The organism is Serratia sp. YC16 (assembly GCF_009707615.1).
Lineage (GTDB): Bacteria > Pseudomonadota > Gammaproteobacteria > Enterobacterales > Enterobacteriaceae > Serratia > Serratia surfactantfaciens.
On the sequence record NZ_WLYN01000001.1, the window covers coordinates 1,393,287 to 1,417,334 of the forward strand.

The following is a 24,048-nucleotide window of genomic DNA, read 5'->3' on the forward strand; positions in this document are numbered from 1 at the left end:
ATGCGGATCCTGATCACCGGCGCAACGGGATTGATAGGCAGCAGCCTGACGGCCAGGCTGCTGGCGCTTTCTCACCACATTACGGTGCTGACGCGAGACGAACAGCGGGCCCGGGCCCGGCTCGGCGACCAGCCGAGCTATTGGCAAACGCTGGACGACGTGCAGTCGCTGGATGGCTTCGACGCGGTGATCAACCTGGCCGGCGAACCGATTGCCGACAAGCGCTGGAGCGCGCAGCAAAAGGAGCGGCTGTGCCATAGCCGCTGGGATCTGACCGAACGCCTGGCGCAGCTTATCAAGGCAAGCAGCACGCCGCCCGGCGTACTGATTTCCGGTTCCGCCGTCGGCTACTACGGCGATCAGGGGCAGGCGGTGGTGACCGAAGAGGAACCGCCGCACGACGAATTCACCCACCGATTGTGCCAACGCTGGGAAGCGCTGGCGCTGCAGGCGCAAAGCGACGCCACTCGCGTCTGCCTGCTGCGCACCGGCGTGGTGCTGGCGCCGCAGGGCGGTGCGCTGGCCAAAATGCTGCCGCCGTTCCGCTTCGGACTGGGCGGCCCGATCGGCGACGGCCGCCAATACCTGCCGTGGATCCATCTCGAAGACATGGTCAACGGCATTATTTATCTGCTGGATCACGCGACCCTGACCGGCCCGTTCAACATGGTCGCGCCCTACCCGGTGCATAATGAACAGTTCGCCGCCCAATTGGCCAACGTGCTCGATCGCCCGGCGTTTCTGCGGGTGCCGGCGTTCGTCATGCGGCTGTTGATGGGGGAAGCGGCGGTGCTGGTGCTCGGCGGCCAACGGGCGGTGCCGAAGCGCCTGGAAGAGGCCGGTTTTCACTTCCGCTATCTGGAGCTGGAACAGGCATTGGATGACGTGATCAATCAGCGGGCCGAAGCCCGCTGATCTGAGGTTACTTCAACGCGCCGGACAGGAACTGCTGCAGGCGCGGGCTTTTGGGGTTGCCGAACAGCTCGGCCGGCGGCCCCTGCTCTTCAATCAACCCTTTGTGCAGAAAGATCACGTGGTTGGAGACGTGGCGCGCAAACTCCATTTCGTGCGTCACCACCACCATGGTTTTCCCCTCCTCCGCCAGCTTCTGCATGATGCGCAGCACCTCGCCCACCAGTTCGGGATCCAGCGCCGAGGTCGGCTCGTCAAACAGCAGCACTTCCGGCTCCATCGCCAAGGCGCGGGCGATAGAGACGCGCTGCTGCTGACCGCCCGACAGGTGTACCGGGTATTTGCCGCGCGCCCGCTCATCGATGCCCACTTTGTCCAGGTAGCGCACCGCACGATCGTGCGCTTCGGCCTTGCTCAGCCCCAGCACCTGCACCGGCGCCTCCATCACGTTCTCAAGCACCGTCATGTGACTCCACAGGTTAAAGTGCTGGAACACCATGGTCAGGCGGGTGCGCAGTAGCTGCAGCTGCTTCTTGTCGAACACCTTCAGCTGGCCGTCCTTGTCGCGCACCATGCGAATGTCCTGGTTGTTCAGGCTGATCGAGCCTTCGCTCGGCTTTTCAAGGAAGTTAATGCAGCGCAGAAAGGTGCTTTTGCCGGAGCCGGAGGAGCCGATGATGCTGATCACATCCCCGGCGTTGGCCGCCAGCGAAACGCCCTTCAGCACTTCGTGATCGCCATAGCGTTTGTGCAGTTCCGTGACGGCTAATTTATTCTCAGACATGGTTTTTCTTCCCGTCATTTATCAGTGACTAACGTGTGCCATCCAGCGTTTTTCAGCTTTGCGGAACAGGCTGATTAACACGTAGGAGATGATCAGGTACAGCACCGCCGCAATGCCGAAAGCGTAAAACGGCTGATAGGTCGCGGCGTTGATATCGCGCGCGATCTTCAGCAGATCCGGCACGGTGGCGGTAAACGCCAGCGCGGTGGAGTGCAGCATCAGGATCACTTCGTTGCTGTAGGCCGGCAACGCGGTGCGTAGCGCCGAAGGCAAGATGATGCAGCGATACATTTTGAAGCGCGAGAAACCGTAGGCGTTGGCGGCCTCAATTTCACCGTGCGGCACCGAGCGGATCGCCCCGGCGAAGATCTCGGTGGTATAGGCGCAGGTATTGAGCGTCAGCGCCAGAATGGTGCAATTGAGCCCGCTGCGGAAAAACGCATTGAGAAACTCGCTGCCGCGCACGATCTCAAGGCTGTACATACCGGAGTAGAACACCAGCAGCTGCACGTACAGCGGCGTGCCGCGAAACACGTAGGTATAGAGCCACACCGGAAAACGCACCCAGCGAATGGGAGACACGCGCGCCACCGCCATCGGGATCGCCAGCAGCCCGCCCATCACCACCGAAGCGATCAGCAACCACAGCGTGACCGCCACGCCGGTAAAGCGGTAGCCATCGCTCCACAGCAGCGACTGCCAGTACTGTTGCAGGATATCGATCATAGTTCGGCCCTCTTGACGCCCAGTGAGTAACGCCGTTCAAGCCACAGCAGCACGCCGTTGGAAACGGTAGTGAAAACCAGGTACACCACGCCGGCCACGATGGCGAAGAAGAACGGCTGATAGGTGCCTTTCCCCGCCAGCTGCGTGGCTTTCACCACGTCGTTCAGGCCAAGGATCGACACCAACGCCGTCGCCTTCAGGATCACCTGCCAGTTGTTGCCGATGCCCGGTAAGGCGAAACGCATCATCGCCGGGAACAGAATGCGCCGAAAGATCTGCGCGCCGCTGAAGCCGTAGGCCGTCGCCGCTTCGATCTGCCCTTTCGGCACCGCCAGATAGGCGCCACGGAAGGTCTCGGTAAAATAAGCGCCGTAGATAAAGCCGAGAGTTATGATGCCGGCACCGAGCGGATCGATATCGATCTGCGCGAAGCCCAGCAGCGTGGTGATATTGTTCAGCGCGATTTGCAGACCGTAAAAGATCAGCAGCATCAGCACCAGATCGGGCACGCCGCGGATCAGCGTGGTATAAGCGCCGAACAGACCGGAGATCAAGGGGTTATGAGACAATTTGCCGCCAGCGCCGATCAGACCGATCACCACCGCCAGCACTACGGAACTGAGGGCCAGCTCCAGCGTCACCAGAGCCCCCTCTAAAATCAGTTGGGAATAGCCTTGCAGCATCTACTTCACCCTGTGGTCTAGGATCCGAACCATCGGGGCCGGCGCACCGGCCCCGCAGTCACAGCATGGAACGGGAAGCGGATTACCCGCCGTAGACGTCAAAGTCGAAGTACTTTTTCGCGTATTTGTCGTAGGTGCCGTCTTTACGCATCTCGGCGAAGGCTTTGTCCAGCGCCGCTTTCAGTTCGGTATCGGTCTTGCGCAGCCCCATGCCGGTGCCGACGCCGAAGAACTTGTCATCTTTCACCGATTCACCGGCAAACGCATAGTCTTTGCCCGGCGGCTGTTTCAGGAAGCCGTCGCTGCCTGCCACTTCATCCTGGAAGGCGGCGTCGATGCGGCCGGAGGCCAGGTCGGCATAGGCCAGATCCTGGTTCTGGTAAGGCACCACGGTGACGCCCTTCGGCTGCCACATGGCGTTGGCGTAGGCTTCCTGGGTGGTGCCCTGCAGCACGCCCACGCTCTTGCCTTTCAGCGCTTCAGCGGTCGGCAACAGTTTGGACCCTTTCGGCGCGATCAGACGCGCGTTGGCGGCATACAGCTTGTCGGTAAAGGCGATTTCCTGCTGGCGTTTTTCAGTGATGGACAGCGAAGAGATGATGGCATCGATCTTCTTCGCCTTGAGGGATGGGATCAGCGCGTCAAAGTCGCTCTCCACGAAGGTACATTGGGTATTGATGCGTTTGCACAGCTCTTTGGCCAAATCGATGTCAAAGCCGACCAATTCGCCTTTGGCGTTTTTGGATTCAAACGGTGCGTAAGTCGGATCGGTGCCAATCTTCAGCGTTGAAGGAATGGCGGCAAAGGCGCTGCTGGCGGCGCTCAAAGCCAGAACTAACGGCAGAATCAAAACCCGCTTTTTCATAAATTACCCTCAAATTGATTTTTTTGATGCCACTACGGGCATTACTTTCCCCACCAAATCAATTTGCAGTAATCGTGCCACATTAGGTGCTACGGCAGGAGGGAACGGCTCCGGCCTTCACAATACTGTTTCCTGGGACGATAACCGCAAAATTAAATCGGCCGGTCAGGGCCGCGTCACTGGCAGCCGCGACAAGACGGCGCCATGAAACAGTGAGCGTGATGAAGTAGGATCATTATGGTGCATGCGCCGCCCCAATTCAGTGCGGTGTTGCACAAATGTACCAATTTAGGGATAAAACTGTTAATTAGCACCCTGCCAGCGGGTGAACAGGTCGGTCGGCAGTTCGATATCAAACTGGTCGATCACCCGATTGACGGTCTGATCGATGATGTCTTCCACGCTTTTCGGCTGGTGGTAAAACGCCGGCACCGGCGGCATGATCACCGCGCCCATCTCCGCCGCCTGGGTCATCAACCGCAGGTGCCCCAGATGCAGCGGCGTTTCGCGCACACACAAGACCAAACGGCGGCGCTCTTTGAGCACCACGTCGGCGGCGCGGGTCAGCAGCCCGTCGCTGTAGCTGTTGACGATGCCGGACAGCGTTTTGATCGAGCAAGGCAGGATGGCCATGCCGAGGGTTTTGAAGGAGCCGGAGGAGATACCGGCGGCGATATCGCGCGCATCATGCACCACATCGGCCAACGCCTGCACTTCACGCAGGCTGTACGGCGTTTCCAGCGCCAGCGTCTGCCTTGCCGCGTTGCTCATCACCAGATGGGTTTCCACCTCTGCGACGTCGCGCAAAACCTGTAACAGGCGCACGCCGTAGATCGCGCCGCTGGCGCCGGAAATGCCGATGATGAGTCGTTTCATGGAAAATGGCCTCTGCCGTAAAAAGTAAGATCAGGCAGACTTTGCCGCAATGGCGAGGGATAAGCAAGTCACAGGAGCAAGGTGCAGCGCCGCAAACGCGGCGCTGCACCTTGGGGGATCAACGCGGGCGATTAGCCTTCGTTGTGCAGTTCCAGATTTTCCGCTTCGGTTTGCACCCGCAGCGCCTTGGCGTCGTCGCTGCGCAGCGACTCCAGGTATTCCAGATAGCTTTGGTCGACGTCTTTGGTCACATAGATGCCGTTGAACACCGAGCATTCGAACTGGGTGATATCCGGGTTCTCTTCGCGCACCGCTTCGATCAGATCGTCCAGGTCCTGGAAGATCAGCCCGTCGGCGCCGATGATCTGGCGGATTTCATCCACTTCACGCCCGTGGGCGATCAGTTCGTTGGCGCTCGGCATGTCGATGCCGTAGACGTTAGGGAAACGCACTTCCGGCGCGGCGGAAGCCAGATAGACGCGCTTGGCGCCCGCTTCGCGCGCCATTTCGACGATCTGCTCCGAGGTGGTGCCGCGCACGATGGAGTCATCCACCAGCAGCACGTTCTTGTCGCGGAATTCGGCGCGGTTGGCGTTCAGCTTGCGGCGCACCGACTGACGACGCGCCTGTTGGCCCGGCATGATGAAGGTGCGGCCAACATAGCGGTTCTTCACAAAGCCCTGGCGGTATGGCTTCTCGAGAATGCGCGCGATCTCCAGTGCGATATCGCAGGAGGTTTCCGGGATCGGGATCACCACGTCGATATCCAGATCTTCCCATTCGCGGGCGATCTTCTCACCCAGCTTCTGGCCCATGCGCACGCGGGCGCTGTAGACCGAGATCTTGTCCATAAAGGAATCCGGGCGCGCGAAATAGACGTATTCGAACAGGCACGGGTTGGTTTTCGGGTTCTCTGCGCACTGGCGAGTGAACAGCTGGCCTTTGGTGGTGATGTACACCGCTTCGCCCGGCGCCACATCGCGCAGGAACTCAAAGCCCAGGGTATCCAACGCCACGCTCTCGGAAGCCACCATGTACTCGCTGCGGCCATCCTCCAGCGTACGCTTGCCGATCACCAGCGGGCGAATGCCGTTCGGATCGCGGAACGCCAGCAGGCCGTGGCCGATGATCATCGCCACACAGGCGTAAGCGCCGCGCAGTTGCTGATGCATCGCGGCGACTGCGGTAAAGATGTTGTCGGCCTCCAGCGGATAGTGCGGGAAGCGATCCAGCTCGCTGGCCAGCACGTTCAGCAGGATTTCCGAGTCGGAGGTGGTATTGACATGGCGACGGCCGCTTTCGAACAGCTTTTGGCGCAGCTCATGGGCGTTGGTCAGATTACCGTTATGGGCCAGCGTAATGCCGAACGGCGAGTTGACGTAGAAAGGCTGGGCCTCAGAGGCGCTCGAGCTGCCGGCCGTCGGGTAACGCACATGGCCAATGCCCATGTTGCCCTGCAAGCGTTGCATATGGCGCGCCTCAAACACATCCTTCACCAGGCCGTTGGCTTTACGCAAACGGAACCCGTTGTGGGCGTCAATGGTGACGATGCCTGCGGCATCCTGGCCACGGTGCTGGAGCACCGTCAGAGCATCATAAATCGACTGGTTTACCGGCATGAAACCGGCGATACCGACAATACCGCACATGTTGTCTTTTCCTCATCAGCGCTACCGCCCCGGCAATTGGGTCGGCAAGAAACTCGACGTGCTCTGCAGGTAGTCAAAGAACCACCTGATGACGTAACTGAACTGGGGAATGAGCTGCGACTGTTTCCAGTCGGCACTTTGTGAGAAGCCGGTAAAGGTATCCAGGAAGAACAGGATCGCCGCGACGATCAACACTCCGCGCAGCGCGCCGAAGCAGATGCCCAACACGCGGTCGGTGCCCGACAACCCGGTTTTCTCTACCAGTGAGCTAATCACATAGTTAACAATAGCCCCTACGATCAAGGTCGCGATGAACAAAATCGCGATCGCGATGCCGTTTCGCACCAGTTCATCTTCAAAACGAGTGAAATAGACCGCAAGGTAAGAGTAGAAATGGCTGGCAACAAAAAACGCACATCCCCATGTCACAAGTGACAATGCTTCGCGAACAAACCCTCGGATCAGGCTCACCAGAGCCGAAAATCCAATCACCGCTATAATGACGTAATCAATCCAGACCATGAACTATTCCAATAATGAATCGCCCCTGCATCCAATTCGCGGCGAATTCTAACAGAAAAAGAAAACGTTTGCGTAGGGGATTTCCTACCACGTTACAAATAAAAAGCGGCGATCAAAAAATTCCTAATCGCCGCGCCTACATAGGTGATTTCGCCTGCAAAAGGCGCGGTTTTTCTCGCTTTCTCTCCACCACTCCTTAATTCAGGGGCGCATCGTGCTGCGCCCCTGCGAGGTTTAACGGCCGTACGGCTTCACCTGCCCGCTCAGCCCGCTGATCGAATTCAGCGACGGCAGCGCCGCCTGCAGCTTCTGCTTAGAGGCATCTGGCCCGACGTAGATACGGGTGATCTGCCCCTGCACCGGCGTCGACGGCACGGTAAAGGCGCGATAGCCCGAAAGGCGCAGCGAGGCGACAATCTCGTTCGCCTTGGCGGCGTTTTTCAACGCGCCGAGCTGCACGACATAGGCTTGCCCGGCCGGCGCTTTTTCTTCCGCCGGTTTCGGCTGCGGCGTCGGTTCAGGTTTCGGCTCCGGCTTAGGCTCCGGTTTCGGTACCGGCTTCACTTCCACCGGCTTCGGCTGCGGCGCCGGTTTCGGTTTCACTTCCACCGGTTTGGTTTCTACCGGTTTCGGCTTAGGCTGCGGCGCCGGCTGAGGACGCGTCTCGACCGGCGGTGGCGCCACCAGCGTCGGTTGCTGAGCATTCTGCCGCGCCGCCTGTTGCGCCGCCGCTTCGTTGGCCGCCTGCTGCTCGACCAACGCGCCCGCCCCTTCCGGCGGCTGCGCCGGCAACGGCTGCGTCACCGGCGGCAGCACGTCGTTCTCTTCGACGTCGCCCGGCTTCGGCACCAAAGGAATGGCCGCGAATTCGTCCTCGTAATGCTTCTTCTTGCCGTCCAGCAACCCTGGCAGGATGATTACCCCCAGCGCCACCAGAATCACGGTTCCGACCAGTCGGTTCTGAAATTTACTCGCCACTCACACTCCCCGCATCTCGTCTAACGCCGCCATCACCTGCGCAACGGTGTGGAACGATCCACAGACGATCACAATATCCTGTTTATCAGCATCCTGCATAGCCTGCCGCCAGGCAGTTTCGACATCGGCAAAACGGCGCGGTTCCGTCAGATGTTGCGCCAGCTGTTCGACGCTGGCACCGCGCGGCCCGTCGAGCGGCGCGCAGTACCATTCATCCACCTGCTCGCTCAGGCAGGCCAACGTGCCGGCGATGTCCTTGTCCGACAGCATGCCCACCACCGCGCGCACCTTGCCGCCTTCGCGCGGCAGGCTGGCCAGGCGCCCGGCCAGATAACCGGCGGCGTGCGGATTGTGCGCCACATCGAGGATCAGCGTCGGCTCCCGCCGCACGATCTGGAAGCGCCCCGGCAGCGTCGCCTGCTGCAGCCCGGTGAAGATCGCCCGTTCGTCGATTTCCAGCGGGGAGCAGTTCAGCGCCGCCAGTGCGGTAGCGGCATTGGCCAGCGGCACGTTCGGCGTCGGCAGATCGGTCAGCAGCGTATCGCCGCCCTGCCACTGCCAGCGATCGCCCTGCTCGCTGAAGCGCCAGGCTTCACCGCGGCGATACAGCGGCGCGCCCAGCGTTTCGGCGACCTGGCGAATGCTGTCCGGCATGTCGGGTTCGCCCACTACCGCCGGCTTGCCGCTGCGGAAAATACCGGCCTTTTCACGGCCGATGCTTTCACGATCGTCGCCCAGCCAATCGGTGTGATCGAGCGCGATGCTGGTGATCACCGCCACGCTCGGATCGACGATGTTGGTGGCGTCGAGACGCCCGCCCAGGCCCACTTCCAGGATCACCACGTCGAGCCGCGCCTGTTTGAACAGCTGCAACGCCGACAGGGTGCCGAATTCGAAATAGGTCAGCGACGTTTCGCCGCGGCCGGCTTCAATGGCAGCGAACGAGCGGCTGTGCTCCGCTTCGCTCAGCTCTTCCCCTTGAATGCGCACGCGCTCGGTATAGCGCACCAGATGTGGCGAACTGTAGACGCCGACGCGCAGGCCGGCGGCCAGCAAAATAGCTTCGAGAGTGCGACAGGTGGTGCCTTTGCCGTTGGTGCCGGCAACGGTGAACACCGTAGGAGCGGGAGTCAGTAAATCCAGATGCGCCGCGACGCGCTGTACGCGCTCAAGGCCGAGTTCGATCGCCTGGCTGTGCAGACGCTCCAGATAGTAAAGCCACGAGCTCAATGGCGACGTGGCTTGGGGAATTTGGTGGTTTTGCATGAGTCCCGTCACTGAACTTGGGTTCATTAATCCATCAGGGCACCACCCTCACCGCGGTAAAGGCGATGCGCTTCGTTACCGCCGCCAACCGGCCTGCCGCGGCGTAATGAACCGCGGCCGGCAGGAAACGGGCTTCAGCCGTCACTTAGCCACAAAGTGGCGGCTGAACCCGGGCGGGATCTGTCTTTGCCTCAGGCGTCGGCCTGCTGCTCCGGTTCAATCACCGGCGCGGCCTCATCGAAATGCGGCTGCGGCTGGTTAGTCAGCTTCGACAGAATGCTCGCCAACGTTTGGCGCATTTCCGGACGGCGAACGATCATGTCGATCGCGCCTTTTTCGATCAGGAATTCGCTGCGCTGGAAACCCGGCGGCAGTTTCTCGCGCACGGTCTGCTCGATCACGCGCGGGCCGGCGAAGCCGATCAGCGCTTTCGGCTCGGCGATGTTGATATCGCCCAGCATCGCCAGACTGGCGGAAACGCCGCCCATGGTCGGGTCGGTCAGCACGGAGATGTACGGCAAGCCGCGCTCCTGCATTTTGGCCAACGCCGCGCTGGTTTTCGCCATCTGCATCAGCGACATCAGCGCTTCCTGCATACGCGCGCCGCCGCTGGCGGAGAAGCACACCAGCGGACAGTTGTCCTCCAGCGCCTGCTCAACCGCGCGCACGAAACGTGCGCCGACCACGGAAGACATCGAACCGCCGATAAAGGCGAACTCGAAGGACGCCGCGACGATCGGCATGCCGTACAACGTGCCCTTCATCACCACCAGCGCGTCTTTCTCGCCGGTCGCTTTCTGTGCGGCGACCAGGCGATCTTTATAGCGTTTGGAATCCTTGAATTTCAGAACGTCTTTCGGCTCCAGATCGCTGCCCAGCTCCACTTCGCTGCCTTCGTCCAGCAGGGTATGCAAACGCGCGCGTGCGCCCATACGCATGTGGTGGTCGCACTTCGGACACACTTCCAGATTACGCTCCAGCTCGGCGCGGTAGAGAACCTGGCCGCAGCTGTCGCATTTGGTCCAGACCCCTTCAGGAATGCTCGCCTTACGGGTTTGTGTGATATTGCTCTTGTTAAGAATTCGTTCAATCCAGCTCATCGATGACCTTTCTGTTTGAACCTGGCACACGCCAGTCCGCTGTTCATGCTTTAACAATCCCCCCGAAAACACCCCAATGAAAAAATGCCCGTTCGCGGCGCGGCAAGCGCGGCGACTGAGGCATCGGCTTCAGGGTTGTTCGCAGGAACAGACCATAATGTCGCTCATTAAACCATATCGGCCCGACGCTGTGGACAAAAAACTGGTCGAACCGACAGGTTGAGCGATGTTTTTACTGTTTTTGCTGGCGGGCGGCCGCGCGCTTGTGGCGCCAAATTTCAATCACGCCCGGCAGAATCGAAACGATGATGATCCCGACGATCAGCAGTTTCAGGTTCTCCTGCACCACCGGCAGATCGCCGAACAGGTAGCCAGCATAAGTGAAGAGCAGCACCCAAACCAGTGCGCCAATCACGTTGTAGGCGGCGAAGTGGCGATAGGACATATGCCCCATACCGGCGACGAACGGCGCAAAAGTGCGCACGATCGGCACGAATCGCGCCAGAATAATCGTTTTCCCGCCGTGCTTCTCATAGAACTGATGCGTCTTGTCCAGATAGCTGCGGCGGAAGATTTTCGAATTCGGATTGCTGAACAGCTTCTCGCCGAACAGCCGCCCGATCGTATAGTTCACCGCATCGCCGAGGATCGCCGCCACCACCATCAACGCCACCATGGTGTGCACGTTCAGATCGTTGGTCGGCAACGCCGCCAGCGCGCCGGCGACGAACAGTAAAGAATCCCCCGGCAGGAACGGCGTCACCACCAGACCGGTTTCGCAAAACAGGATCAGGAACAGAATAGCGTAGACCCACATGCCGTATTGTGCGACCAGTTCGGCCAGATGCACATCAATATGCAGAATGAAATCAATAATAAACTTGATGATATCCATAAATTCTCTCATTGATGCCGAGTGTTTCAATCACCCGGCAGAAGCACAAGGGAGCGACGCTTTCAGGCGTGCCGGCGTTTAATCGTCGGGTAAAAACAGCGGCCCCATCGGCGGCCGCGGTATGCCAAAGTGGTCGGGATAGTCCACGGAAACCAGATACAGTCCCTCGGCTCGTGCCGTCGCCGCCGCCAGATTGCGATCCTTCAGCGCCAGCAATTCGGCCATCCAGTTCTCATCCTGATTGCCGCAGCCGATCTCCATCAGGCTGCCGACGATATTGCGAACCATGTGATGCACAAAGGCATTCGCCTTGATATCTACCACAATATATTCGCCGTAGCGCGTAACCTTAACGTGTTTTACGAAGCGCCACGGGGTACGCGACTGGCATTGCACCGCACGGAACGAGGTGAAATCGTTCTCGCCCAGCAGCGCCTGCGCCGCCCGGTGCATGCGATCGGCGTCCAGCGGGTGATAAAAATGCGTCACCCCCTGCTGCAGCACCGCCGGCCGGTAGCGATGGTTGAAAATAATATAGCGGTAACGGCGCGCGGTGGCGCTGAAACGCGCGTGAAAATCGTCGGCGACCGGGCTCACCCAGCGCACCGCGATGTCCGGCGGCAGATGGGTGTTCACCCCCATCGTCCAGGCGGCGTCCTTGCGGCGCGCGGTAGTTTCGAAATGCACCACCTGCCCGGTGGCGTGCACGCCGGCGTCGGTGCGCCCGGCGCACAGCACGTTGATCGGCGCATCCGCCACCTTGCTCAACGCCTGCTCCAGCCGCTCCTGCACGCTGGCCACTTCTTGCTGCCGCTGCCAGCCGTAATAACGGCTGCCGTCATATTCGATGCCCAGCGCGATCTTCAGCGTCGGCTGAGCGGACGAGACCACCTCAGACATCAGTACATCTGCTCCTGCACCAGACGCTCGGCGGTTTCGACAGCCATCAACGCGCCGCCGAAGCGTACGTTGTCCGCCACCGTCCAGAATTGCAGCAGCTCGGGGATGCCGTAATCGTTACGCAGGCAGCCGATGCTGAGCGCATCGCTGCCGGAAGCATCGGTGACCTGCGTCGGGTAATCGTCTTCTTCGCTCAGCTGAATGTCCTCGACCTCTTCGAGCTCGCTGCGCGCCTCCTCGGCGGACAACGGACGCAGCGCTTCCAGGTGCACCACCTGCGCGTGGCCATAAAACACCGGCGACTGCACGCAGCTCACCGAGATCGGCAAACCTTCATCCTGCAGCACCTTGCGCACCTGATCGACGATCAGGCGCTCTTCGCGCACGCTGCCCTGTTCGTCGGCAATCAGCGGCAGCAGGTTGAACGCCAGCTGTTTGCCGAAGACGCCCTCCTCGGCCGGGATGCCATTCAGCAGACGCGCGCTTTGGCCGGCCAGATCGTCCACCGCCGCCTTGCCGCGCGACGATACCGACATCAGCGTGGTGACGTGCAGACGCGACAGCCCCGCCTGTTCGGTCAGCGGTTTGATCGCCGTCAGCAGTTGGCTGACCATGCTGTCGGCCACCGCGACGATATTGCGGTTGCGGTAATCCGCCAGCACCTGCGGGTTAACGCCAGGCACTACCAGCGGCACATCCGGCTCCATGGCGAACAGGCCGCTGGTGTCGATCACCAGACAGCCCATATTGCCGGCTTCTTCAGCATAGCGCGCGGAAGCTTCGCTGCCGGCGACGAAGAAGGCCAGCTGCGCCTGCGACCAGTCGAACTCTTCGGCGTTTTGCACCAGAATGGACTTGCCGTTGAAGCGCACATTGGCGCCCGCGCTGCGCTCGCTTGCCAGAGGATAGAGCTCACCCACCGGGAACTGGCGTTCCTGCAACAATTCCAGCAACGCTTCACCTACCGCGCCAGTGGCGCCGAGCAGCGCGATATTCCAGCCGTCAGACATTGGGGTTTTCTCCAGAGTATTTCATTCATAAAAGCAGACGGGCAGTGCAGCCACCGCCCGATAATCTTTGCCGCTCACTGTAGCGGCGTTGGCTTAAGACAACCTTACGCGTTGACGAGATGGCCTACGCCACGCTGAAGCCCAGCTTGCCGAGCAGCTCGGCGCTGGCGCTGTCATCGCATTGCACGACCAACGAAGACCACTCGCGGCGCTCCTGGTAGTGCTTGCGCAGGCGATCGAACTCGCCCGGTTGCCCGGCGACTTTGCGCAGCGGCGCATCATCGCGGCGCACATCATACACCAAGTGCATCAATCGTTTTAACCGCGCTTCATCCAGCGGCCCGTTGAGGCGGATCTGGCTGAACTCGGGCGGCGGTAGCAGCGAGGCCAGCGCTACCTGCTGCGGCTGCCCCAGATGACGGCTGAAAGCCTCGAACACCTGGGTGGTGCCGCGTGCCTTGCCTTCCAGCGTATACCCGGCGATGTGCGCAGTGCCGATATCCACCCGCGCCAGCAGCGGCAAGGAGAGGTCCGGCTCCGGTTCCCACACGTCCAGCACCGTGCTCAGTTTTTTGCCCTTTTCCAACGCCTGCAGCAGCGCGGCGTTATCCACCACCGGCCCGCGACAGGCGTTGATCAGAATGCGGTTGTCCGGCAGCGCCGCCAGCAGGTCGGCATCCGCCAGATGCAGCGAATGGTATGGGCCGGATTTATTCAGCGGCGTGTGGAAGGTCAGCACGTCGGCTTCGGCCACCAGTTTCTCCAGTGGCAAAAATTCCCCGGCGTCGCCGCGATCGGCGCGCGGCGGATCGCACAGCAGCGTGCGCACGCCCAGTGCTTTGAGGCGTGCGTCCAGGCGCGAACCGACGTTGCCCACGCCGACGATGCCGACGGTTTTATCCCGCAGGTGGAAACCGTCGCGTTCAGCCAGCAGCATCAAGGCGGAGAACACATACTCGACCACCGCGATGGCGTTGCAGCCCGGCGCGGCGGAAAAACCGATGCCCTGCCGCTGCAGCCAGGCGTCATCGACGTGATCGGTGCCGGCGGTGGCGGTGCCGACAAAGCCAATGCGGCTGCCGGCCAACAATTCTTCATTTACCTTGGTGACCGAACGCACCATCAGCGCGTCGGCACCCGCCAGCGCCTCGCGCGGGATCGGGCGGCCAGGCACCGCCTGCACATCGCCCAGGCGGCTGAACAGCTCGGCCGCATACGGCATATTTTCATCAACCAGAATCTTCACTGCGTTCTCCGACGGTTTACGGCTATTGGTCTGCGAAATAGTGTGCCACTGAATCAGGCACGGCGAAAGCGCTCAGGGGTGGTGCCGGCGATCTGCTGGAACATGACGATAAACGCCGAGGCGGAGCTGTAGCCGACGTCCAACGCCACTTCCTGCACGGTTTTTCCCTGTTCGAGCAGCGACACGGCGTGCAGGAAACGCAGGCGCTGGCGCCATTCGCTGAACGACATGCCCAGATCCTGCTGGCAGCGGCGCGACAGGGTGCGCTCGGTGGTGTAGACCCGAGCCGCCCAGGCCGCCAGCGAGGTGTTGTCCGCCGGGCAATGCTCCAGCGCTTCCAGCACCGGGGCCAAAAACTTGTCGTCCGACGACGGCAGATAGGTTTGTTGGCGCGGCGACAGGCGCAGCTGATCGATCAGCACCTGACAGAGGCGCAAATCCTCTTCCGCCTGTGGGATGTACTGCTTGCGCGCATAGAAATCCTCGGCGATGGCGCGGAATATCGGCGTCACGCTCACCAGACAAGGGTCGGCCGGCATGCCGACGCACAGCGCCGGCGTGATGTCCACCATGCGGCACTGCGCCAGCCGCTGGTTATAGCAGGAGTGTTCGATGCCGGCCGGCGCCCACAGCACGAATTCCGGCGGCGCCAGAAAGCGCTGCCCGCCGATGCGCAGCACCATCACCCCGGCTTTGACCCACATCAACTGGCCCCAGGTATGGCTGTGCGGCTGGAATTCGGTGCGTGCATTAAACTCCTCGCAGCGGAACTGCACCGGGTTGGGCGCCGGGATCAGCGACTCGGGGAAATGGCGGATTTCTGGCATGGTTTCGTCCCGTGATTTGTCTTGTTTACGCCGTTTTTTGTCTGGATATCGCTATATATGATAAACCGGACACGCGTAGACTAGCCAGCATGTTGGACGTTATTGAGAATAATTATCATGAATATGCTCTTCCCGCTGTTGGCCGTGCTGATTTGGTCGATTAACGCCGTCGTCAGCAAACTCTCCGCCACCGCCATCGATCCGGCGGCCATTTCACTTTACCGCTGGTTGCTGGCGCTGATCGCGCTGACGCCATTCGTGCTGCCGGGCGTGCTGCGCAACTGGGCGCAGGTGCGCGCCAACTGGTGGAAACTGATGATCCTCGGCTTGCTGGGCATGGTGCTGTATCAAAGCCTGGCCTATTACGCGGCGCACAGCGTCAGCGCGCTGTTTATGGGCATCATCGTGTCGCTGATCCCGCTGCTGACCATCCTCATCAGCATCGTACTGCTGCGCATTGCGCCGACCGTCGGCGTGTTGCTCGGCAGCATACTCTCCTTCTGCGGTTTGATCTGGCTGGTCAGCGGCGGCCAGCCCGGCGTGCTGTTGCAACATGGCATCGGCAAGGGGGAATTGATGATGCTGCTCGCCACCGCCTCTTACGCGCTGTATGGCGTGTTGACCAAACGCTGGGCCATCGCGCTGCCGAACTGGCAATCGCTGTACGTGCAGATCCTGTTCGGCGTGCTGCTGTTGCTGCCTAACTTCCTGATGGCTCAGGATGTTGGACTGAACGGCCATAACCTGCCGCTGGTGCTGTTCGCCGGCATTCCGGCTTCAATCATCGCCCCGTTCCTGTGGATCCAGGGCGTGATGCGACTGGGCGCCAATACCGCCTCGATCTTCATGAACCTGGCGCCGGTGTTCACCGCCGCCATCGCCGTGCTGTTCCTGCATGAGCAGCTGCACGGTTACCACCTGATCGGCGGCGGCATCACCCTGCTGGGCGTGATCCTGTCGCAGCGGCTGCGCACGCCACTGACGCGTAAAGCCAAAGCCCCGGCGGCCAACGCCGAATCCTGCAAAGAACAGGCTTAAGGCAGCAACCTGAAACGCACCCGCACCAACAGGCCGCCCAGCGCGGCGGAGCTCAGCAGCTCCGGGTGGGTGCCGTGATACGCGGTGATGTCTTTCACCAACGCCAGCCCTAAACCGGCGCCCGGCTGATCGCCCACGTTGTCCAGCCGGTGAAACGGCTGCAGCGCCAACGCCTTGTCCTGCAAGGCGATGCCGGGGCCGCTGTCTTCAATCTCCAGTACGCCTTCCCCCGCCGCCTTATCCTGAGTAAGACGAGCGGTCACCACGCCCTGACGCGGCGTGTATTTCAGCGCGTTGTCCAACAGGTTGGCGCACAGTTCGGCCAGCAGCAACGCCTCTCCTGCCACCTGACACGACGCCTCGCCTTCGAAACCGAGATCGATCTGCTTACTGCGCGCCTGCGGCAGGCGAGAGAAGCAGGCGTCGCGCAGCACCTGCGCCAGATTGACCGGCTGCAGTTTACGCTCGGCCTGGTGCTCGCTGGCCTTCAGGCGTGAAAGGTGCAGCAGCCGGTCGGTCAGCGCCACGGTATTATCCAGCGTCGCGCTCATCGCCTGCAGACTTTCACGCCACTGCTGCGGCCGATCGCTGGCCAGCGCCACCCCGACCTGGGTCTTCAATACCGTCAACGGCGTGCGCAGCTGGTGGGAAGCATCGGCACTAAAGCGCTCCTGACGCGCCACCATCAGCCGCAGCCGTTCGATGTAACGATTGAACGCCACCAGCAGCGGCTGCATCTCCGACCACGGAAGAACCCGCGGCAAGGGCGTCAGCTCGCCCGGATCGCGCCGCAGCATGATGCCGGAGAGTTTGCGCATCGGCTTCAACACTCGCTTGAGCAGCGCGAACGCCAGGATCAGGGTCAACACCACCACCGTGCCCTGGCTCAACAGCGCCGCGATCATCATCTGTCGCGCCAGGTAACGGCGCGATTCCAGGGTTTCCGCCACCAGGATGGTCGCCATGCCGCTTACGCCCGACTCGTTGACCGGTTGAAACAGCGCCGCCACGCGGATCGGCCGGCCGAGGTATTCCGCATCATAGAAATGCACCAGCGCCGGGTAGAGCGTGGAGCGCGGGATGTGGGGCGGCAGCGACGGCAGATCGTCATAGCCCGAGATGCTTTGCCCCTGCGGCGAGATCACCTCGTAATAGAGCTGATCGTTCATGTTGCGCTCGAAGCTGTCGAGCACCACATAGGGCACATCGACCGCCAGCTTGCCTTCGCGCACCACCAGTCGCTCCGCCACGGTGCGCGCCGACGCCAGCAGCGTGCGATCGTAAGCCAGGGTGGCGGCGCTCATGGCGCTGAAATAGTGGGTGTAGATAGAGATGCCGCCCAACGCCAGCAGCGGCAGGCCAAAAAACAGCAGCAGTTGATAGAACAGCGAACGCGGCGCGTTAAACCACCGCATTGCACAGTTCCAGGCTGTAGCCCAGACCGCGCAGCGTGACGATCGCCACGTCGCTGCCCTGCAGCTTTTTCCGCAAACGGTGTACGTAAAGCTCGATGCTCTCCGGGTTAGCCTCGTCGGACAACGTAAACACCTGCTCAAACAGCTGCTGCTTGGCCACCGGACGGCCGCGCCGGTGCATCAATGCGGTCAACACCGACAGTTCGCGCGGCGTCAGCGCCAGCGGCCGGCTCTCCAGCAGGAAGTAGCCTTCGTCGTGGTAGGTCAGCGCGCCATACTGCAAAGCCGGCTGCGCGGCGCCGACGCTGCGGCGCAGCAACGCCCGAATGCGCGCCTCCAGCTCGTCCAGTTCGAACGGCTTGGTGAGATAATCATCCGCCCCCAGGTTCAGGCCTTTCACCCGATCGGTTACGTCGGTGCGCGCCGTCAGCAGCAGCACCGGCAGATCCTGCCCGCGCTTGCGCAGACGCGCCAGCAGCTCCAGCCCGTTCAAACGCGGCAGCGCTACATCCAGCACCGCCAGCGCATAGCGTTCATTGAGCAACAGGTGGTCGGCCGCCACGCCGTCCGGCGCGACGTCGACGGCAAACCCGGCGCCGGTCAGCGCTTTTTGCAACCAGTGAGACAGCTCGGGGTGATCTTCAACCAATAACAGTCGCATGTTCCCATTCCATTGATTTACCTGAACAACCCGGCGCCGATGCAGCGCCTGTTAACAGGCCGATAACAGAGAATGGCATGGAAAATAAGGGGATAAAAGAGCGCTGCGCCGCCAGTTTTGAGAGCTGGCACACAATTATGCGTAGTGGCGCGCGATCGTAGGTGGGGTCAGATCAGCGGGATGGGGCTATCGGCAAGAGCAATATCCAACACCGGGCGCAGCTTGTCGGCGGTAAACGGCGAAGGCACCAGCACGGAGCGGTTGTTGGCGGCAAACACCAGATCGATGCCGGTCACGCAGGCGGTCATCGCACAGACATACTTTTCACCGTCGGCGTTGACAAAATGCAGCTCGAATACGCCTATATCGGCGCGCAGGCGTTTCAAACGACACTGCGCGTTTTCTCCGGCCATCTCAGCATAGACTTCAGGCAACCGTTTAATCGCGCACACTTTGGCGCTGTCCCTACCGCCAAACAATTTCCCTAACGAAAACATATCACTGCGTCTCTATTCATTTCAGTGCTCATGATTTTATCGCGAAAGCAAAACGCCGAACCTGATATTACGCAGGGTTTTAGCCGGTTTTGCGCCCTGTTCTTCTCTTCCTTTCTATGGTAGCCCACCCGCTATTCGCTCGCGACAAGAGACCCCAATCACAGACTGGAAACTTTTCCGTCCGCTGAAAGGTAAATGAAAGGTTGTTGTTTTAACAATCCTGCAACCGCACCTGGCGGGATTCACAACCAGAACAATACCGAGGGCAAGTCACAATGAAAAAAATAATGACCCGTACCTTTACCGCCGCCGCCCTGCTGCTGGCGGCCAATCAGGCCTTTGCCGTGGAAGCGCCCAAACGCACCGAATGCATCGCGCCGGCCAAGCCCGGCGGCGGCTTCGATCTGACCTGCAAGCTGATTCAGGTATCGCTGCAGGACACCAAGGCCATCGATAAACCGATGCGCGTCACCTATATGCCCGGCGGCGTCGGCGCGGTGGCCTACAACGCCATCGTCGCACAGCGCCCGGCGGAGTTCGGCACCGTGGTGGCCTTTTCCGGCGGCTCGTTGCTCAACCTTTCTCAGGGCAAGTTCGGCCGCTACAACGTGGACGACGTGAAATGGCTGGCGGCGGTCGGCACCGACTACGGCATGATCGCGGTGCGCGCCGACTCGCCCTACAAAACGCTGAAAGACCTGATGGACGCCTTCCAAAAAGATCCCAACAGCGTGGTGTTCGGCGCCGGCGCCTCCATCGGCAGCCAGGACTGGATGAAAACCGCGCTGCTGGCGCGTGAAGTCGGCGTAGATCCGCGCAAGATGCGCTACGTGGCGTTCGAAGGCGGCGGCGAGCCGGTGACCGCGCTGCTGGGCAACCACATTCAGGCGGTCTCCGGCGACCTGAGCGAAATGGTGCCTTATCTGCAGGGCGACAAGATCCGCGTGCTGGCGGTGTATGCCGAACAACGTCTGCCGGGCCAGTTGGCCGACATTCCTACCGCCAAAGAGCAGGGATACAGCCTGGTGTGGCCGATCATTCGCGGCTTCTACGTCGGGCCGAAGGTCAGCGATGAGGAGTATCAGTGGTGGATCGACACCTTCCAGAAAATGATGGCGACCGACGAATTCAAGCAGCAGCGCGATCTGCGCGGCCTGTTCGAGTTCAACATGACCGGCAAAGAGCTGGACGCCTACGTGAAGAATCAGGTTGCCCAATACCGCGAGCAGGCGAAAGTGTTCGGCCTGGCCAAATAACCGCAGGGGAAAACCATGAGCGATCGTATTTTTGCCGGCTTTTGGCTGCTGCTGTGTATCGGCGGGCTGTTTATCGGTTGGGGCATCCAGAGCGAATACAGCTATGAACCGCTGGGGCCGCGCCCGTTCCCACTGGCGATCCTCAGCCTGATGGCGCTGTGCGCGGCCCTGCTGTTGCTGCGCCGCCCGCAGGCGGTGGAGTGGCCGCACAACAAGGTGCTGCAGCGGCTGCTGGTGCTGGTGATCACCCTGGTGCTGTATGCCTGGGGCTTTGAATGGCTGGGCTTCCCGCTGGCGACCGCGCTGCTGACGTTCAGCATCGGCCTGCTGTTTCAGGCCAGCCTGCCGGCGGCGGCCATCTCCGGCGTCGTCATGGGCGCCGCGCTGTATTACGCCTTTGACCAACTTCTCGATGTCACACTGCCGCTCGGCGCCTGGCTGAGCTAACGGGAGCGATGATGGATACCTGGATGTATTTGACCCAAGGGTTCGAAGTGGCGCTGGTGCCGCAGAACCTGATTATCGCCCTGATCGGCTGCTTTGTCGGCACCATTGTCGGCCTGCTGCCGGGGCTGGGGCCGATCAACGGCGTGGCGATCCTGCTGCCGCTGGCGTTCGCCCTCAAACTGCCGGCCGAATCGGCGCTGATCCTGCTGGCGACGGTGTATATCGGATGCGAGTACGGCGGACGCATCTCGTCGATTCTGCTCAACGTGCCGGGCGACGCGGCGGCGATCATGACCGCGCTGGACGGCTACCCGATGGCCCAGCAGGGGCGCGCCGGCGTGGCGCTGTCTATTTCGGCGGTCAGCTCGTTCGTCGGCTCGATGATCGCCATCGGTGGCATCATCCTGTTCGCGCCGCTGCTGGCACGCTGGTCGCTGGCCTTCGGCCCGGCGGAGTATTTCGCTCTGATGGTGTTCGCCATCGCCTGCCTCGGCAGCATGATGAGCCAGAACCCGCTGAAATCGCTGCTGGCGGCGCTGATCGGCCTGGGGCTGGCGACGGTAGGCGTCGACGCCAACACCGGCGTTTACCGCTTTACTTTCGACAGCGTGCACCTTTCCGACGGCGTGCAGTTTATCGTGGTGGTGATCGGCCTGTTCTCGGTCAGTGAAATCCTGCTGATGCTGGAGAGCACCAGCGCCGGTCAGAAGCTGGTGCGTAAAACCGGCCGGCTGCTGTTCAACCGCAAAGAGGCGGCGCAGTGCGCGGGCCCTACCCTGCGTTCGTCGGTGATCGGCTTCTTCGTCGGCATTTTGCCGGGCGCCGGCGCCACCATCGCCAGCGCGCTGACCTACATGACCGAGAAGAAAATCAGCGGCAACAGCGACACCTTCGGCAAAGGCGATATCCGCGGCGTCGCGGCGCCGGAAGCGGCCAACAACGCCTCGGCCTGCGGTTCGTTCATTCCGATGCTGACGCTGGGGGTGCCGGGCTCCGGTACCACGGCGGTGATGATGGGCGCGTTGACGCTGTACAACATCACCCCCGGCCCGGCGATGTTCACCGAACAGCCGGATATCGTCTGGGGGCTGATCGCCGCGCTGCTGATCGCCAACGTCATCTTGCTGATCATGAACCTGCCGCTGGTCGGTCTGTTCACCCGCATGCTGACCATCCCGCTGTGGTTCCTGGTACCGGCGATCGCCGCCGTGTCGGCGGTGGGAGTTTATGCGGTGCACAGCACCACCTTCGACCTGCTGCTGATGGTCGGATTGGGGGTGTTCGGCTACATCCTGCGCAAAATGCATTTCCCGATGTCGCCGCTGATTCTGGGCTTTGTGCTGGGTGAGATGTTGGAGCAAAACCTGCGCCGCGCGCTGTCGATCAGCAACGGCGAATTCGGCATCCTGTGGAGCAGCAGCATCGCGCAAACGCTGCTGGTGCTGGCGGTGGCGGTGCTGGCGCTGCCGCCGCTGCTGCGCCTGATGCGCAAACGCCGCCATCTGGCGACCGAGGCCAAGGCCGAGTAATGCGAAACGGGCGGGGATCCCCCGCCCGTTATGTTTAACGGCCTAAGGCCGCCATTCTTCTTTCCAACGCCCCGATATCGTTATCGGCAAGCAACGGCTGGATCGCCGCAAACTCCGCCTCGGACAAGTCATAGATGCGCAAGGCAAGCAAACGCGCGATGATTTCCGGCGCGAATCGCCAACGGATAAACCTCGCCGGATTGCCGCCGACGATGGCGTAAGGCTCCACGTCGCCGACCACCACGCTGCCGGCAGCGACGATCGCCCCTTCGCCTATCGCTACCCCCGGCATCAACATCGCCCGCATGCCAATCCAGCAGCCGTCGCCCAGCCGGGTATCGCCTTTGGGACGGTATGCCTGTTGGATGGTTGCCATAAACGGGTACAGGCTCAGCCAGTCGATGCGGTGGGTGTGGTTGCCCCCCATCAGGATCACTGCTTCGGCAGCGATGCATACATAATCGCCGATCAGCAGGCGGTCTATTTCACCCAGCGGCTGCCATTGGCGGCTGACCGCATCGCCGTGCAGATAGCGCACCACCGAGCGTTCGAAGCCGCTATCCCAGCAATCGCTGTAGTAGCTGTGGGTGCCTTTGACGATGATATTCGGGTTGGTCACCGTCTGATGCAGCAGTTCGGTTTGAGACCAGTGTTTTTCGGACATGGCGTATTCTCTTGTTGCGGGAATAAAAGCCACGGAACGGAGTGTCTGTGGCCGTGTTGTCGTTCACTCAACACGGCAGATCAAGCGATAAGCGCTCGTTTCAATCTCGGGTTATTCATCATTAGTGCCTCTCTTGCGAGGCGCAATGGTAACCCATCACGCCTCAGCGGTCTTGCTTTTCAACAGCAACACGCCCCCCATCACCAGCGCGCTGCCCAGCAGCTGCAGCTGATTCATGCTTTCCCCCAGCAGGAAATAGGCGATCACCGCGGTGAACACCAGCTCCAGCGACAGGATCAGGTTGGCCACCGCCAGCGGCAGCGTTTTCAGACTGATGTTATACAGCCCGAAACCCAACAGCGTCGGCCCGGCGGCCAATGCCAGCAGCAACAGCCAGCCGCTCCACTGGATGCCCTGTGCGCCGTGCGACAGGAACCACAGAGAACCGGCCATGCCGTGAAACGCCGCCAGCGGGAACGCCGTCAGCGCCGCGTTAAACGCCAGCTGGTACAGCGCCGAAAAACCGAACACGTACAGGATGGTGTTCCACACCGGATAGCCGCGTTCACTGGCCACCCGCCCGCCGAGGGTATACAGGGTATAGCCGATGCCCGACAGCATCCCCACCAGCAACCCCAGCAGATCGAAGTGGCTGTTGCCCATGCTGTCGCCGTTGCTGACCAGGAAACAGCCGCCCAGGCTGATGGCGATCACCAGTAGCTGGCGCAGCGTCAGGCGTTCGCTGTACATCACCCAGCCGAGGAACACGGTAAACCCCACCGAACAGTAGGTCAGGATCGTCGCCACCGACGCGCCGTTCAACGCCACCGACAGCGTCCACAGGCTGTTGAACAGCGCCAGCAACAGGCCGTAAAGCGCGTAAAACACCACCTGTTCACGGCGCAGGCGTGCCCACTGCGGCTTCACCAGCAACAGCAGCGGCAACAGCACCAGCGCCACCAACGCCGCACGCCAGAACGCCAACACGAAGGTCGGCAGGTGATAGTACTCGGTCAGCGCACGGATGATGATGGCGGTAAAAGCCAGCAGCATAGCGCTGATAATGGCGATGACGTAACCCTGGTGGCTGCCCTGCAAGAGACGCGCGCCGGGCAGCGCCGGCCGGGCGGAAACGCCTGACGGTAATGACATGGGATCCTCGGAAAAATGGCGACAAACATACTCAGGCACACAGTGTAACGCGGCCATTTTTTCCCACTATAGCCACTTTACGGCGTTGTCATGCAGGCCACTTTTCGGCGCTTGAAGGCTTGCTGACATGGGGTATAGTAAAAATCACTC

25 protein-coding genes are annotated in these 24,048 nt (G+C 61.2%); 5 read left to right on the plus strand and 20 right to left on the minus strand.

Annotation, left to right across the window (positions count from 1 at the left end; genetic code table 11):
• Positions 1-915 (plus strand): TIGR01777 family oxidoreductase, encoded by a 915-nt coding sequence (locus GKN89_RS06515; protein WP_019453736.1) that lies wholly within the window; start codon positions 1-3, stop codon positions 913-915.
• Between the two features lie 7 nt (positions 916-922).
• Here GKN89_RS06515 and hisP read toward each other — a convergent pair whose 3' ends face one another.
• The 15 genes from hisP to GKN89_RS06590 form a co-directional block, all read right to left on the minus strand.
• A complete protein-coding gene (gene hisP / locus GKN89_RS06520; protein ID WP_019453737.1) occupies positions 923-1,696 on the minus strand; it encodes a histidine ABC transporter ATP-binding protein HisP in 774 nt (257 codons plus the stop codon).
• A 21-nt stretch (positions 1,697-1,717) separates the two neighbouring features.
• Entirely contained in the window at positions 1,718-2,422 is a 705-nt protein-coding gene (locus tag GKN89_RS06525; RefSeq protein ID WP_019453738.1) for an ABC transporter permease, read from the minus strand.
• Entirely contained in the window at positions 2,419-3,105 is a 687-nt protein-coding gene (locus GKN89_RS06530; protein WP_154746570.1) for a histidine ABC transporter permease HisQ, read from the minus strand. The genes GKN89_RS06525 and GKN89_RS06530 overlap by 4 nt, the downstream gene beginning before the upstream one ends.
• 82 nt (positions 3,106-3,187) lie before the next feature.
• Positions 3,188-3,970 (minus strand): histidine ABC transporter substrate-binding protein HisJ, encoded by a 783-nt coding sequence (gene hisJ, locus GKN89_RS06535; RefSeq protein WP_019453740.1) that lies wholly within the window; start codon positions 3,968-3,970, stop codon positions 3,188-3,190.
• 303 nt (positions 3,971-4,273) lie between these two features.
• Complete coding sequence (locus GKN89_RS06540; protein ID WP_019453741.1) at positions 4,274-4,846, minus strand: UbiX family flavin prenyltransferase; 573 nt, start codon at positions 4,844-4,846, stop codon at positions 4,274-4,276.
• A 131-nt stretch (positions 4,847-4,977) separates the two neighbouring features.
• On the minus strand, positions 4,978-6,495 hold the full coding sequence (purF, locus tag GKN89_RS06545; RefSeq protein WP_019453742.1) for an amidophosphoribosyltransferase: 1,518 nt from the start codon (positions 6,493-6,495) through the stop codon (positions 4,978-4,980).
• Positions 6,496-6,516: 21 nt separating this feature from the next.
• Positions 6,517-7,017, minus strand: coding sequence for a colicin V production protein (gene cvpA / locus GKN89_RS06550; protein ID WP_004936119.1), 501 nt, complete (start codon positions 7,015-7,017; stop codon positions 6,517-6,519).
• Between the two features lie 234 nt (positions 7,018-7,251).
• Positions 7,252-7,995, minus strand: a complete 744-nt coding sequence (gene dedD, locus GKN89_RS06555) for a cell division protein DedD (protein ID WP_019453743.1) — start codon at positions 7,993-7,995, stop codon at positions 7,252-7,254.
• Positions 7,996-9,261, minus strand: coding sequence for a bifunctional tetrahydrofolate synthase/dihydrofolate synthase (folC, locus tag GKN89_RS06560; protein WP_063919786.1), 1,266 nt, complete (start codon positions 9,259-9,261; stop codon positions 7,996-7,998).
• Positions 9,262-9,452: 191 nt separating this feature from the next.
• A complete protein-coding gene (gene accD / locus GKN89_RS06565) occupies positions 9,453-10,361 on the minus strand; it encodes an acetyl-CoA carboxylase, carboxyltransferase subunit beta (RefSeq protein WP_004936126.1) in 909 nt (302 codons plus the stop codon).
• Between the two features lie 232 nt (positions 10,362-10,593).
• Positions 10,594-11,256 carry a DedA family protein gene (locus GKN89_RS06570; RefSeq protein ID WP_019453745.1) on the minus strand — a complete coding sequence of 221 codons (663 nt, stop codon included), beginning with the start codon at positions 11,254-11,256 and terminating at the stop codon, positions 10,594-10,596.
• A gap of 78 nt (positions 11,257-11,334) precedes the next feature.
• Entirely contained in the window at positions 11,335-12,156 is an 822-nt protein-coding gene (gene truA / locus GKN89_RS06575; protein WP_019453746.1) for a tRNA pseudouridine(38-40) synthase TruA, read from the minus strand.
• Positions 12,156-13,166 (minus strand): aspartate-semialdehyde dehydrogenase, encoded by a 1,011-nt coding sequence (locus GKN89_RS06580; protein ID WP_063919787.1) that lies wholly within the window; start codon positions 13,164-13,166, stop codon positions 12,156-12,158. Before GKN89_RS06580 ends, truA begins: the two co-directional genes overlap by 1 nt.
• 124 nt (positions 13,167-13,290) lie before the next feature.
• Positions 13,291-14,412 (minus strand): 4-phosphoerythronate dehydrogenase PdxB, encoded by a 1,122-nt coding sequence (pdxB, locus tag GKN89_RS06585; protein ID WP_019453748.1) that lies wholly within the window; start codon positions 14,410-14,412, stop codon positions 13,291-13,293.
• Between the two features lie 53 nt (positions 14,413-14,465).
• Positions 14,466-15,239, minus strand: a complete 774-nt coding sequence (locus GKN89_RS06590; RefSeq protein WP_019453749.1) for a helix-turn-helix domain-containing protein — start codon at positions 15,237-15,239, stop codon at positions 14,466-14,468.
• A 117-nt stretch (positions 15,240-15,356) separates the two neighbouring features.
• Between GKN89_RS06590 and GKN89_RS06595 the strand changes: the two genes are divergently transcribed.
• Positions 15,357-16,277, plus strand: coding sequence for a DMT family transporter (locus GKN89_RS06595; RefSeq protein ID WP_019453750.1), 921 nt, complete (start codon positions 15,357-15,359; stop codon positions 16,275-16,277).
• Here the strand turns inward: GKN89_RS06595 and GKN89_RS06600 are convergent.
• The 3 genes from GKN89_RS06600 to GKN89_RS06610 all read right to left on the minus strand — a co-directional run bounded on the left by GKN89_RS06600 (position 16,274) and on the right by GKN89_RS06610 (position 18,766).
• Positions 16,274-17,692: a sensor histidine kinase gene (locus GKN89_RS06600; protein ID WP_154746572.1), complete on the minus strand. Its 1,419-nt coding sequence runs from the start codon at positions 17,690-17,692 to the stop codon at positions 16,274-16,276. The two genes, GKN89_RS06595 and GKN89_RS06600, sit on opposite strands and share 4 nt — an antisense overlap.
• Positions 17,679-18,353, minus strand: coding sequence for a transcriptional regulator TctD (gene tctD, locus GKN89_RS06605; protein WP_019453752.1), 675 nt, complete (start codon positions 18,351-18,353; stop codon positions 17,679-17,681). The genes GKN89_RS06600 and tctD overlap by 14 nt, the downstream gene beginning before the upstream one ends.
• A gap of 167 nt (positions 18,354-18,520) precedes the next feature.
• Positions 18,521-18,766: a hypothetical protein gene (locus GKN89_RS06610; RefSeq protein ID WP_019453753.1), complete on the minus strand. Its 246-nt coding sequence runs from the start codon at positions 18,764-18,766 to the stop codon at positions 18,521-18,523.
• 359 nt (positions 18,767-19,125) lie between these two features.
• Between GKN89_RS06610 and GKN89_RS06615 the strand changes: the two genes are divergently transcribed.
• From GKN89_RS06615 to GKN89_RS06625, 3 genes are read left to right on the plus strand one after another with little or no spacing between them, the layout of a single operon-like run.
• A complete protein-coding gene (locus tag GKN89_RS06615; protein WP_025160161.1) occupies positions 19,126-20,106 on the plus strand; it encodes a tripartite tricarboxylate transporter substrate binding protein in 981 nt (326 codons plus the stop codon).
• Between the two features lie 15 nt (positions 20,107-20,121).
• Complete coding sequence (locus GKN89_RS06620; protein ID WP_019453755.1) at positions 20,122-20,553, plus strand: tripartite tricarboxylate transporter TctB family protein; 432 nt, start codon at positions 20,122-20,124, stop codon at positions 20,551-20,553.
• 11 nt (positions 20,554-20,564) lie between these two features.
• Positions 20,565-22,082 (plus strand): tripartite tricarboxylate transporter permease, encoded by a 1,518-nt coding sequence (locus tag GKN89_RS06625; protein WP_004936157.1) that lies wholly within the window; start codon positions 20,565-20,567, stop codon positions 22,080-22,082.
• Between the two features lie 34 nt (positions 22,083-22,116).
• Here GKN89_RS06625 and GKN89_RS06630 read toward each other — a convergent pair whose 3' ends face one another.
• Together GKN89_RS06630 and GKN89_RS06635 are read right to left on the minus strand one after the other, a co-directional pair.
• The gene (locus GKN89_RS06630) at positions 22,117-22,746 is read right to left on the minus strand and encodes a CatB-related O-acetyltransferase (RefSeq protein WP_019453756.1); all 630 of its coding nucleotides are present in this window, start codon (positions 22,744-22,746) and stop codon (positions 22,117-22,119) included.
• 156 nt (positions 22,747-22,902) lie between these two features.
• Positions 22,903-23,898 carry a DMT family transporter gene (locus tag GKN89_RS06635; RefSeq protein WP_025160160.1) on the minus strand — a complete coding sequence of 332 codons (996 nt, stop codon included), beginning with the start codon at positions 23,896-23,898 and terminating at the stop codon, positions 22,903-22,905.
• Between the last annotated feature and the right edge of the window lie 150 nt (positions 23,899-24,048).

What these genes read in the sequence shown, in the direction of transcription:
- tctD (WP_019453752.1), bottom strand. Translation starts at nt 18,353, where the DNA reads ATGCGACTGTTATTGGTTGAAGATCACCCCGAGCTGTCTCACTGGTTG.
- GKN89_RS06590 (WP_019453749.1), bottom strand. Translation starts at nt 15,239, where the DNA reads ATGCCAGAAATCCGCCATTTCCCCGAGTCGCTGATCCCGGCGCCCAAC.
- purF (WP_019453742.1), bottom strand. Translation starts at nt 6,495, where the DNA reads ATGTGCGGTATTGTCGGTATCGCCGGTTTCATGCCGGTAAACCAGTCG.
- hisJ (WP_019453740.1), bottom strand. Translation starts at nt 3,970, where the DNA reads ATGAAAAAGCGGGTTTTGATTCTGCCGTTAGTTCTGGCTTTGAGCGCC.
- GKN89_RS06515 (WP_019453736.1), top strand. Translation starts at nt 1, where the DNA reads ATGCGGATCCTGATCACCGGCGCAACGGGATTGATAGGCAGCAGCCTG.
- GKN89_RS06600 (WP_154746572.1), bottom strand. Translation starts at nt 17,692, where the DNA reads ATGCGGTGGTTTAACGCGCCGCGTTCGCTGTTCTATCAACTGCTGCTG.
- GKN89_RS06625 (WP_004936157.1), top strand. Translation starts at nt 20,565, where the DNA reads ATGGATACCTGGATGTATTTGACCCAAGGGTTCGAAGTGGCGCTGGTG.
- folC (WP_063919786.1), bottom strand. Translation starts at nt 9,261, where the DNA reads ATGCAAAACCACCAAATTCCCCAAGCCACGTCGCCATTGAGCTCGTGG.
- GKN89_RS06525 (WP_019453738.1), bottom strand. Translation starts at nt 2,422, where the DNA reads ATGATCGATATCCTGCAACAGTACTGGCAGTCGCTGCTGTGGAGCGAT.
- hisP (WP_019453737.1), bottom strand. Translation starts at nt 1,696, where the DNA reads ATGTCTGAGAATAAATTAGCCGTCACGGAACTGCACAAACGCTATGGC.
- GKN89_RS06530 (WP_154746570.1), bottom strand. Translation starts at nt 3,105, where the DNA reads ATGCTGCAAGGCTATTCCCAACTGATTTTAGAGGGGGCTCTGGTGACG.
- GKN89_RS06620 (WP_019453755.1), top strand. Translation starts at nt 20,122, where the DNA reads ATGAGCGATCGTATTTTTGCCGGCTTTTGGCTGCTGCTGTGTATCGGC.
- GKN89_RS06595 (WP_019453750.1), top strand. Translation starts at nt 15,357, where the DNA reads ATGAATATGCTCTTCCCGCTGTTGGCCGTGCTGATTTGGTCGATTAAC.
- GKN89_RS06615 (WP_025160161.1), top strand. Translation starts at nt 19,126, where the DNA reads ATGAAAAAAATAATGACCCGTACCTTTACCGCCGCCGCCCTGCTGCTG.
- cvpA (WP_004936119.1), bottom strand. Translation starts at nt 7,017, where the DNA reads ATGGTCTGGATTGATTACGTCATTATAGCGGTGATTGGATTTTCGGCT.
- GKN89_RS06540 (WP_019453741.1), bottom strand. Translation starts at nt 4,846, where the DNA reads ATGAAACGACTCATCATCGGCATTTCCGGCGCCAGCGGCGCGATCTAC.
- GKN89_RS06630 (WP_019453756.1), bottom strand. Translation starts at nt 22,746, where the DNA reads ATGTCCGAAAAACACTGGTCTCAAACCGAACTGCTGCATCAGACGGTG.
- GKN89_RS06610 (WP_019453753.1), bottom strand. Translation starts at nt 18,766, where the DNA reads ATGGCCGGAGAAAACGCGCAGTGTCGTTTGAAACGCCTGCGCGCCGAT.
- GKN89_RS06635 (WP_025160160.1), bottom strand. Translation starts at nt 23,898, where the DNA reads ATGTCATTACCGTCAGGCGTTTCCGCCCGGCCGGCGCTGCCCGGCGCG.
- truA (WP_019453746.1), bottom strand. Translation starts at nt 12,156, where the DNA reads ATGTCTGAGGTGGTCTCGTCCGCTCAGCCGACGCTGAAGATCGCGCTG.
- GKN89_RS06580 (WP_063919787.1), bottom strand. Translation starts at nt 13,166, where the DNA reads ATGTCTGACGGCTGGAATATCGCGCTGCTCGGCGCCACTGGCGCGGTA.
- GKN89_RS06570 (WP_019453745.1), bottom strand. Translation starts at nt 11,256, where the DNA reads ATGGATATCATCAAGTTTATTATTGATTTCATTCTGCATATTGATGTG.
- accD (WP_004936126.1), bottom strand. Translation starts at nt 10,361, where the DNA reads ATGAGCTGGATTGAACGAATTCTTAACAAGAGCAATATCACACAAACC.